The organism is Vibrio hepatarius, from assembly GCF_018860525.1.
In the GTDB taxonomy this organism is placed as follows: domain Bacteria; phylum Pseudomonadota; class Gammaproteobacteria; order Enterobacterales; family Vibrionaceae; genus Vibrio; species Vibrio hepatarius_B.
Genome location: NZ_JAHKPM010000050.1, coordinates 1 through 12,415 on the forward strand (window position 1 = coordinate 1; position 12,415 = coordinate 12,415).

Annotated in this window: 2 protein-coding genes; one reads left to right on the forward strand and one right to left on the reverse strand. The window is 44.1% G+C overall.

Going from position 1 to position 12,415, the window contains the following annotated elements; genetic code table 11:
* A partial coding sequence (locus KO511_RS14120; RefSeq protein WP_215988055.1) for a hypothetical protein occupies window positions 1–701 on the reverse strand: 701 nt, incomplete at its 3' end.
* Between the two features lie 313 nt (window positions 702–1,014).
* Here KO511_RS14120 and KO511_RS14125 point away from each other — a divergent pair.
* Window positions 1,015–12,372 (forward strand): ParB/RepB/Spo0J family partition protein, encoded by an 11,358-nt coding sequence (locus KO511_RS14125; protein WP_215988056.1) that lies wholly within the window; start codon window positions 1,015–1,017, stop codon window positions 12,370–12,372.
* The last annotated feature ends 43 nt before the right edge of the window (window positions 12,373–12,415 follow it).

Consider the following 12,415-nt stretch of genomic DNA (forward strand, 5'->3'; position numbering starts at 1 on the left):
AATTTTCCAGTTCCCAATTGATCATTGGGTAAAGGATAATTTTGGGGGAAACATGCCGCTTGATTGAAGTATTGGCTAATCGCCAAGTTTTGGCCCAAACCAAGGTAGCTAGTTGAAGAAAGAGTGAAATTTAGATTTCCTACGTTGACATTGAAAAGATCATCGCCTGTTTTCGTTTCATAGGTGATCTGAGTTGAAGCCCCGCCAAGATCCATAATACCCGTTGTTTCCTGGTTATTAGCAAAAGACCCATTGTAGTAGTTGGCGGTTAGCCAAGCATAAGCGCCTTCTGTTTGACCAGTGATTGTTTTAACTCTGATATCCGCATCAGGGAAGCGCTTGGCCAGTGCATCTTTGACTCTTTGATTAACCAAGTTTCTCTCGGTCGCTGAAATGGTTCGCATGCCAGCGGTAGAATAAAAGTACACGTTATCTGGAGTTGTTTTAGTTTCTACAAATAGGCTATCAATATAACTGTCTAAGTTTGCCTCTTTGATAGTTTGTACACCACCCTTGATACTTTGGTGTTTAATTTGTTCATCAATCACAGGTAGCCCTTGATCAGATGATGTGTCTTGGTGGTATTGATATTCGAATAATCTCGAGCCTGAGCTGCCTGCATCAATTACAAACGTACTTTCTGCTAGGGCAGATGACGATACTAATATTGCGACTAAAAAAGATAATTTTCTTATATTCATTAAAATACCTATTACTAAAATTTAACTACCTTGGAGCAAGGTATTACCGATATAACTATGATTTATTTTATAAAACCAACACCCATATGATAATTTCATCAAGAGTCGTTAAATATAGACATTTGGTCAGACCATAAATAACAAATCTCATATCGGCTTTTATCATATAAAAAATATGTTCGCTCACTGGCATATTCTCCTAGTAAATATATCAAATTCCGATTTTGTTACTTGCGCGTTTTATACGCTCTATCATCGTTTTGTTTGGTTATCTTTTTGGCAGTTTTCTCAATTGCAAATTAAGGATAATCCCGTGCCTAACGACTCTAAAGTGCTTGTGCCTTACAACGTTCTGAACACCTCTTCCGATCAAGTGACTCCGCTTCTTTATGCTGGCTCTGGCCTAACATCGATTGAAACCAACCGCGCTGCAAAATTCATAAAAGAAGCAGGGAAGCCATCTCGAGAAAGCCTTACCGGACCTTCAAGTTCCGGTCGCCTGAAAACTCAAGGCAGTCGCGATTTCAACTCCCAGAGAACGGATGGCTCAGCACAAGACGATGATGACATAGGTTCCCCAGGTAAGTTACGCCGCCATTATAATATCGTTTTGCCTGAATCTAAAATACCTGAAGAACTTAAGAAGTTCGATGAAGATGCAAAAAAAGAACAAGCTATAGCCTTTATTCATCAAGGCTTTAATAAGTCTGAAGTTGTCATTGACGATGAGAAGTTACAAAAACTTGAAAAGACAATTCATCAATTGAAACAAGTAAACACACCTAGAGGGATGTCTGATCTCATCCAAGATGCGGAGCAAATACTGCGGTTGGTGAAATCTGGGGTAGCTGGGTATCTTGCCGGAGGACAGGATGCCTCATGGGCACATGTAGTTATTGGGATGAGTGGAGAAGATAAAGCCAGTTTTGTTAAGCGCTTAGAGACCACGATAGACAGTGTTGAAATGGGGTTACGCTATATGGCGTTACATGGTTCGGATAACAATGAGGCCTTGTCCGCTTTATTTCAATCAGAGAACCCAATTAACATTCTGGAGCACATTGACGACCTGGAAAAGGCGAAGGAAAAGGCTGAGGATTATGCGAAAGTTCGTGCTTGGCAAACGTATTTTAACGGAAAGGGACAAACCTTTCCTGATGAATTTTATGACATTTTTAATCGTGCAGCAAAGATGCTTAAACAGGTTAGTCAGGAGGCGGTACAAAAGTTTGAAAATATCGATGTTGCTGACGTATCACAGAAAGTGGGTGAGCTGAACAAAGTAATAACGGATATTAAACTGGGTGAAAAAGAGGGTAAAGAACTTCAAATACCCAAAACTATGTTAGAGGCAGCAGAGAAATTTGCGCTAGACGTAGAGCGAGAGAGTCAATCAATCATTAAGACTTCTCGCGGGCAAGATGGTATTTCTGCAGCAAAAAAAATGCAGCGACGTATCAATGTTGGCATTGATGGTGTCCGGCTATCGCTTGAGGCGATGACGGCGTTAGATAAACTAGGCCGTCAGGTTAAAAGTGATGAAATACAAGATACCGATGTAATCAATGCTCTAAAACCAGCGGAGTCCAAGTGGTTAAAATCAATACGAAGCCATGAAATGCAGGCCGCTGGCGTGATTGATACCCTTAATGAAATGGAGAGCGTACTCAACGCTCAAGCGTATACACATAAAACTCTTGCAAAGGTTGGACTTAAGGAGTGGTGGGAAGTTCCGAGGAAGGAGTTTCGAAATAAAGCGCATGAAATGGATCGCGTTGTTTTTAAAATGCTCGCTACGTCTAGATTGGCCATTGATGTTAAGAAAAATGAGTATGGCCAAGGTGATAAGCCTACGAGTAAAACCAGTTTAGTTGATGATGTTAAAGAAAAGAAAAAAGAATATGTAACGAATATAGAGCGTTTTTTCAATGAGAAGTCTGCTCAGGCTTGGCAATTCGGGCAGGCGTTGTCGTTACCTTTTCGGAAATTGGAGAGTCAACCTAAAGAAGGACTCGTTCATTTAGCAGATAAGATAGCTTTGACCTCAGAGCAACGTGACGATGTTCAATATAGAGACCATAAGGTAAATAGTATTGCTCGTAGTGTCTATTGGCTTTATCAACAACCCGCGTTGAGGGTGCAATACGATTTTATTCCTTTGCTGACTACTGCACAAGAACTGAAGAAAGCTCATCCCAACGAGATTGCGTATTACAAAGATGAATATGCGAAAAGGCTTAGGGAAGCAGTAAATGCTGTAGATTACATATTAGTTGCAATAAATCAATTCCCCTTGGCGCTGGAGACAATTATTGAAACCCATGCTTTTTCCCTCTCCGACACAGACCTAAGTAAATTACAAAATAAAATAGGTGAATTGTCTGAACTGGAGGTAGAGCGATTAAAAATAAAGCATCGTCTTGAGGTGATTTCAGCCTTATCTTCCAAGGGTGGCAGTAATAAAGAAGCAGATCTTGAAGAGGTGATTCATCATACTCGCAAGATCGCTCGGTTAGGAGATGAGCTTATCAAAAAAGTGGGGAACCTGTCGGAGCGTGAAACTGGAAAAAGGTTAGATCCCTTCTCACGAAGGGCTAGAGTCGCCAAAGATTGGGGCATGTTAGCGTACAAATGCGCCCCCGAAAGTGAAGTGCCTACCGCCGAATCCCTTCGCAACCACTTAAAAGACAACGAAATGTTAGAAGGAGTCGTACCCGCAAATGATCCCGACGGTATCCTTTTCGCTACTAGGATGCATCAGGAATGGCTGGATGCTAAAGGCGATAAAACCATAATGCCTTTAAGCCCAGAGGAATATGCCAATCAAGAAAAGTCCTTTGCTGAATTTATTGTTAAGTGGGGGCAATCTCAGGTTACGCGAGGGGCTATATCTGCCACAGTGAATACTGGGCTTGACATCACTTCTGGCCTTATCGTCACCTTAGTAAAAGGGTCTGTGAAAGCAGGTATTAAAATCGCTATTGCATCGGTTAAAATCCCATATAAAGTGCATAAGGCTAAGCAAGGCCTTATGCCTGGAGAGCCGTACCCCTTGGCGGCAGTTAGCTATGTTATCAATCAGCAGATGAAGAAGCTCGGTTTTAAGATCGCGATGGGCTTTGTGCCCCGAGCGGTAAAGGTAGCGGCAGGCGGCCTAACATATCTAGGGGCATTCTCACATAACCACTACCAAAGTCATTTCGGACAGGATGACAAGAAAATTAAAACACGTTCTTGGTTGGAAAGTGTGATGACGGAATTGGCGACGACTGCTATCGTCGCCCCCACCTCTCTTGGAGCGAAGACGTTTATTGCCAAGCCGATAGTCGAGGGCATAAAAGACAGAAAAGAATTGGCACATATCCAATCCCAGCTCCCGAGTATCAGGAAGGATTTCCTCGATTATGTTGGTAAAGTAGAGGATGAATATGAAGAGATGTTTAACACTTGGAAGGAGACGTTTAAGAAGGATAATGAGGGAAAGTTAGATGATAATCTAATCGAAGAAATTCTTGCTCAAGCCGATAGAGATTTCCCCGAGATAAAAGAAGCTTACTTGCTCAACGTCAGGCGGCAACTGTCGAAAGATTTTGATAATCAAATGAAATTGCTGATAGCCAAGGGCTACCCACTTGAATATGAGTCGCTTCTTGGGGAAGAGCAACTAAAAGAAAGCGCAGACCTTGAAGAAGAAGTACTTACTCCTTCTCAAGCTTACCCCTACATTCGAATTGATGGAGATGAAGCGTTTGCAGAGTCGACCATGGAGATCCTCAAAGGTCTACAGAGCACTCCCTCTGGTAGGGAGATACTTGAGCGCATGAATCTGTACGGTGTTGTTATTCGCCAACGGATAACAAATGAGGAAAGTGGCCAGCCCTTAATAGACCCTGCAAGTAGGACGTTGTACTTCAATCCGAATGACAACACAGTTGGCGCACCAGGAGCATTTAGTGGTCAAGGGGCGGCAGAAGTTAGGTTCACCCGAGGAGCACTTCGATTCCTAAATGATACGGACAACCAAGAGCCTTATTTCAACGACAAGATGGTCGAGAATGAAAACCGCTTCCGTGCGGAGTACTCACGGCAGAACCCTGGTGTGGACGTTGGGCAGATTTTGTATGTACAGGAACCAGGCGTAGAGTACTCACTGCCGTATGAGGAAGTCGAGAACGAGGATGAAACGGTAATTAAAAAACCTATTGGCGGCAGCTATCTGGGTATTGAAATTGAGGGAACCCGAACATTCTTCGAGGCTACTATTCAGCATTTCAAGACTCTGCAGGAGACAGAGGTTGGGAGACAGCTTCTGGATAGAATGCGGAATAATCGGATTGTTGTTCGTTATGCTGGAGAGCGTGGGGACAAAAATCTTGTGCGGGAAGAAGGAGGAAGACAGTTCTACGTCAGCTCGGCAGATGTGGTTGAAAACACTATCTATTTCGACCCTTGGAATCTTCTAGCCGCGAGCAGCCCGAATGAACTGGCGGATCGCCCCTTCCTCTATCGAGACCCCTCGATAGCATTGTTTCACGAGCTGCGTCACATTGAGACTCATAATAACCCCGTAACCATTACGGCCCATGGGCGAACAATTATTCTTGGAAGTGACGGGGAAATAGAAGGCAATGATGACGCCCGGAAAGAAATGAGGGAGATGACCGAACATCTAGTTTCTGGGGTTGATTTTACGGACAAAAATGGGAAACGTTGGCGATTTTCTAACCCAGTATGGATGACGAGGTATGCCCAGACTGAGAATGGTCGCAGCACGAATGATTACAGACGAGGTTTTTACAAGCGAAGAAAAGAACCAGTGGACCTGAGAACGGAATATCGTGGGGGGGCCGAGCATTCTGATGGGGATTTTGGTGAAGTAGGCTTTGGTTGGGATAGAGAGTTCCATGCTTCGAGAAACCGATGGATTGAAAAGGTCAAGGATATCTTACGTGAGCAGGGTGTCTTGGGCGATGGACTGGCTCTTGAGGAGTTAGCTTATATTTCTCCTAACTATACTTCTCCGGAAGCACAGGCAGAAGTTATAAGGCAATTTAGAGAGAACGGGACGGGTGAGTTAGCAGAATTCTGGGATGTTTATTCAGAGGACATTGACTTTGAATTTCATGATGCTATCAGGAATGTTCCCCTTCCCGACGGTAGAATTGTAGAAGCTAGATACATTAGTGAATTTATTCGTCAAGCCGGAGGAGTAAAGGCATTCGCTCGCTTGGCTGGGCTGCCTGAGGAGAACCTGACTCCTGATAAGATAAGGAGTATTGCAAGGGCGGCTGCCTATACTCGTTATTACACTAGCCTAAATGCCTCAAACAAGGAGGGATACTATAGAGCGGCTATTATAGATACCTTGTTACAGGTAGAAAATGGCAATAGCCTATCACCTGAACAACGTAGGTTAGTCAAAGATTTTCGGGCAGGCATGATCGGAGCTGTACCTATATCAATTGATGGCAAGGAAGCTAGCAATGCTTTCTTGATTCCTCTCCACCCCGGCGAGAGGAAAGGGATCTTAATAAACCTTCTTGCGATTCCTCCCCAGCCTCTTTACACAGTGGTTAATACGGCAGCTGATATTCCGGATAGCATTGTAGGGAATTTTAATCCTTCTGATAGGGAAGATGTGGCTGATAAGTTGCGGAAGATAAAAGATAGGAACTGGACCTCCTTGAACTTTGAACACTTCCTTCCTGATGGAGCAGATGAAGACGAAGAGCCAGAAGGACGAGGTCTGATGCCCATTTCTATTTATAAAATGCCTAGGGAGCTCGTTACACGTACGGATAAAAGCCTTAAATTAAGTGGAAATTTGACAGAAACAATCTTGCCTGTCATTGCGAAGATTCGAGATCAAGATGCAGATGATGAGAGCACAGCACAGTTATCGGCTAGCTTGCTAATACTTGCAACCAAAATTCGCGATGCGCTGCAAAATAACGATGAGCAGACGGCAGAGGAATTATGCAGAAACATATACTCTCTGGTGAAAAAGAGGGTCGATAAATTCGTTCAGTACAATACTCTTCAGGAAGCCGAGTCCTTGTTCTTAAATTCTGATCCTGGAATGAGAAAACTTAACGCCTTAGCCCTGCATTATTTGTATTCGGGTCAATTCACAAGCAGCAACCCCATAAGACAATTTGTTCATGATTTCACCCCTGATGGATTTCTTCGGAGGTCTTTTCCGCGCCCCGTTAAGTTTAGCGGATATCACCCTGAACCATGGTTTGAGAAGCTCAGTAATGATGACAAGTATCAACCCCGTCACAATTGGAAAAGCGGGCATAAGGATTTAGAAGGATTTAAAACGGCTCTAGCAGGTAAGGGATATACGGGGGAATTCAATGAATACTACTTTGATGAAGTGTACGTTAAACTAGACACAGAAGCAGTGTACTACCCAAAAGGTAACGAGCCTTTTGCTGTATCTTCTAGTGAAGTGAGTAGAACTGACAATCGAATATATGTCTACCGCGGGGTGAGTGGGAAAGACATTCTCTATTCTGCAGCTACTGGGCAATTGGTTGAAGAGCCTTATGATGATCAGGGTAATCCAAACGCTGAGATTGACATAGACTTACATATGCCTACTGGGCGTCCTGATCGAGTCTCTAGTCACTTTGCGTTATCGAGAGATGAGCGTGTAGTCCATGAAGAACACATGGAAGTAAAGGGCCATGTCACAGCAGCTAAGTTGCTTTTGCCGAGAAAGAAAATAATTACCGGGTTAGAAGTTATTAAGGGTAAGCGGAATGATGTTGTGTTCCCATTCTCAAACAGCAGGCACAGGGGTATGGCTCATTATACTCATTTTGATGCGGCGAAATATTACCATGAATACCGTGAGAAAAAGTTAGGGCTTCCACATCAGTCTTATGGCCGTACAGATAATGGTGGTTCTCTTTCGGGAGCATCGACTTGGAGCGTTGATAAAGGTTATGCATATGAATCTCTCGTAAGCCTCTATGATGCAAGGTTGCAAGATATCCCGTATATGCCAATACATGCGGATTCAGATGGGGTACGTAACACGGTTAGGGGCTGGTTGAAAGAGTTTGTCAAGGGGGAGAAAATGGCTCAAATTGGGACGCCATTTAGCCCTGGAAACACCAATACCTTATTCATCCCTTTATCGAGAGGGGACTCGAGTGAGTATTCAGGAGTCATGGTAAACCTGGTCACAGGTTTCGTCATTCCTATCCCTAGAAACCCAGTGAAGCTTGCTGAGCTGTTCAGTTCTGATGCGTTTAGAATTCATTTCCGAGACGGTGTGCCGGGAAGTGAATACGAGCAAGCGCGAATCGATTTAACAACACCTCCTAAAAGGGAAGTTTTTGAGCGCGGAGGAGTAGGCCAAAATGGCATGGGTCATCAATACACTGTCCACATTTCAGTGCATTCTTTGGTCCACTCAATTGATGATGTAGAAAAAGATATCTTATATCTGTCAAGAATGAATGAGGAAGATTGGAACAATAGGTATTTCCCGCTCGTTCAACAATCAGTGCAAAGGTACTTCCAGCTGATTGCACTAGGTCTGATTAGACCGAAGGCCAGTGAGGTTAGAAAGGTTCTCAGTGTGTATAAACTGGCTGTCGAGAATCTAGCTCCTCGTGGAACCTCTAGTGAGATTGTGCCATTTGGCCTGTCAACAGACAAACTAACTCGGGATAGGATGGCCCCAGTATTGCTAAAAGCGTCCGTATCTAAGTTCGATGACGAATTCGATTATAGCACCACCTCTCATGCAGAAGCGAGGATGAAGGAGTTTCTTGCTGATGCATCCGTATCGATGCGTTTTATAGGTTATGGACTTGGAGTAGGACTGGGGATGATGTTTCCGGGGGTGGGCCCAGGTATCATCGCTGGTGTGGTCTCCACCTTCCTGACCAGTACCTCGTTGAGCTTGGTAGAGCTAGGGGTCACTGATAGCGTGGAGGCAAGAAACACATTGATATCAGGGATTTTACAAGAGATGGCCTTGGCACCGATTCAAGAGGTAGGTGGGGTAGGGCTGGGTAAGATGTTTGGTGGACCCTTTGCAAAATTAGGATCTGCTTTGAGAAAGGCGTTCACACAAGAAGCGGGTGAGGAAGCACTTAACAAGGTAAGCAAGGAAGGTTTTCAAAAGGTGATCAGCGCTTTTAAGTCGGGATTTAAGAACATGGTAGATAATGTCCCTTTCTCTGACTGGGTAAGGCAAACGGCAGTCCTTATGATGGCCAGTGAAACCATGCTTGCTATTGAAAAAGCAATAGATGATGACGAACTGACAGGACATCTGTTATGGCAGCTTCTCAACCAGGTTATTGTCCTGGGGATAACATCTGGGGTAGAAGGGGCGGCATTAAGGCAGGGTACTATACCAAGTCGCTGGGAAGCGGCAGTGACGTCACAAGATCCTAACGCTTTATCCACATTAGTGAGAGAGTCTGCTGAGGCTATGGGGATGCCGACAGATACAGTCAACACGCTGATAGAAAAAATTAAGAGCGAGGGGCTCAGCATTAAAGATATGCCTGGGAAAAGTGAGATTTCAGAAACGCTTAGGCAGGTTAGTGATCCGACAAATCTGGAAACAGAAACCATTCATGGACCTAACAATAAGAGTTATGAAATACCCGTTCCAGGTGCATATGATAAAGGCCGAGTAAAAGCGCTTATAGATTTTTTTGAAAAAAGTAAACTTGGAGATTACCCAGAGTTCAGGTTATTTAGGGATTTGTTGAATAGGGGAATGAAACCGCAAGATGTTATCAAGCGTGCTCACCAGATTAAACCCGATTTGGTGGATGCGGATATACTTAAGCAAAACCTGTGGTTGATTGAGAATGGAGTCGACAATGGCTGGGGAAGCTCGCGCCCTCCTCTAGGTGTTGAAGGTAATTCCCCTGTTCCTGGAACAACGGGGCGTTCCCTTTATGGGCAGGCTGTACCATTTCGAAGACCTGCATTAGATGGAGGAGAATGGACGGGTCAATCAGGCACTCTACCAGGTACAGATGCGGACTATTTTGCCTATATTAAAGCGGGGGGCACACCGGAAGGATATTATGCGACTCTAAAAGAGGCTGAACCAGCGGTAACTCAAAGTCTGTTCAGTTTCTTTGGCAAACAATATCAGGGCCGAGTACAGGATGGCCAGTTTGAGGTTAAGAAAGTCGGTAGTGATGAATGGCGAGCTGGGCATTGGTGGGAAGAGTTTACATGGCGTTTTAAAAACCGAGGGGGTCGAGTACAGAGCTCAGCTGAACTTGATAAACGTATCCTAAAGGCGGCAGCTAAGGATCCAGTTTTCAATTTTCTGTGCAATCTAAGTGCGATTAATACTGCACAAGCCAGCGGAGAGCTGCCTAAAGGAGTAGCAACAAGTCTGCAAAGTACTAAGTTTAATTCACCAGCCTATAAGCAGGCATTCAGTCTTCCTGCTTCAGTGACGGAGTCTTCAAGTACTTCTCTGGTTGAAGGACCATTGAGTAAAGACAATATTACCGAATCAGGTTTTATCCATACTGGTGTGAAGGATGCAGATGGGAATGTTCACTATGAACATGTTATATACGCCTATGTCCAAGATGGTAAAGTCACATTATACCAAAGTAATAGCGATACCTTCTATAAAGCCTTTGGTGGAGATATGCAACAACCTAGTAACAATCGGGTTGGTCAATCATCACTCACAAAGATAGAGTGGAGTGAGCAAACCGATACGAAACTGGCCGAAGAGCAAGGAAGAAGGCCGAACTTAGTGTATTCATTTACACCAACCAATCAGGTAAAAAATGTTGCCGACATCAGTGTCCAGCAAAATGGAGATGTTGAGGTTAATGCGGGCGAACAAAAAGAGGTATTTTCTGTCGGAAACAATGCGCAAGAAATCGCAAGAATCCCTTTCATGAATGAAGGTAGAAGGGTAGAAGTGCGAGGTTATACCTCAGAGTTTCAAGGAAAGACTGGCCAAGAAGCGCTTTCAATACATGGGGATCGACAAGGTAATTTTTATCTCGCAAGGCAAAGCCATCCTATGAACGCCCAGCAGCTTGTTGATTATTTAAAATCTCAAGGTGTTGATCTTAAGTCTGGGAGCGGCCCTGTACACTTGTTGTCATGTTACTCAAAGAGCAGCGGCGCTGCGCAAGCACTCGCAGATGTCATTAATCGCCCAGTCATCGGGTACTCAAACCGTGGAATTCAGCTACCTACATTACAGCAATTGACAACAAATCCCGTTGAAATTGGTAGTGAAATGGGCAAGTTTGATCCCCGTAGGTTCCTTGCACAAAGCGATTTTAAACCTGCAACATCTCGTGTGTATTACCCTCGCAGTGATTCTAGTCAGGGGGCTTCCACAAGTGGAAGGGCATCTTTAGAAAAGGCTGGGTCTGGAAGCGGTAGTAATGCGAAGCAGATAGCCTTCAATGCCTTGCCTCAAATGCAGGCCTCACCAAGTTGGTATAGCGCAGACAATATCTACACCCCAAAAACCAGCGCTCACGGGGTGATATTTAAAGATCCTGGTAACCCAGATAGGCTGATTAAATTTTACAAGCGGCCAAGTGACAAGGGTATCGCTGAAAACAACAGAGATGTCATGAATAAACTGTACGGCCAAGATGCGGAATTGATCACTCTCACAGGTTCTGATGGGCAAAGTTATTATGCGGTTAATATGCCCAAAATGAAAGGTGTCTCGATAGAAGATATTAAGGACCCTCAAGTTATGCAAGATATGCTTGATAAAATCGAAGCAGGTGACTTTATTGCCCAGTGGGTCGGTAAGTTACAGGATAATGGTATCCGAGTAGAAGATTTGAACCTTGGTAGTGTGTTGTATGACCCAAGCACCGGGCGCTTCAGTTTGGTTGACTTTGATTCTTCAACGATTTCAGGTTCAGTAAGTAATGCACACTATAAACAAATGTATAGAAGTTTGCACACGCCGATAAGGGACGTGCTTATAAGGCAAGCAAAAACATTATTTGCCGGTCAACAAGATAAGCTCGATCTGGTGAACAGGGTGGAGGGAAAACTGAGTCAACGGTTTAGACACCTCATGGAACTCGATGAACGTGGAGAGGCCAGTTTTAGTACTCGGATGGAAGAACGAACCCCAGCCGACGTTGAAGTAGCTGTTGGTGCGAGAAACCAAGAAGCGGCTTCCGCTGGTCATGCAGATGAGCCAATACAGCTAAGTAAAGGGGACTGGGACAGCATACCGAATAAGGTGGAAATGTTTGGCGCAGATTCTGAGTTCTTTTATGAAGATTTTGATGGTCAAATATACAAGTATGACGCCGGCGATGGAGAAATAACATACCTTGTGAAACAGGATGGAGAATACATAAATTTAAAAAATGACCAAACATGGCAACCAAGGCGTTATAGTGTGGTTGGTCCGAACGCTATCAAAACTTGGCTTACCGGTGATCCGGCAACATTGTATGCGGATACAGATAAGGTGATTGCAGATAGGAGTGCCTCATATGATAACGAAAGGTTGGAGAATATACGAAATGGATTTAATCAAGGCCATTACCTACCACCCATAGATGTACGATGGGATAATGGGGTATTTAAGGTCATTAATGGAAATCACCGACTTAAAGTGGCCAGAGAAATGGGAATGGAGAGTATCCCTTACCGCTTAATAAGCTAATTGGAACTGCCTGAAGGTTTTGTTCGAAAAATTATTGGTAGTA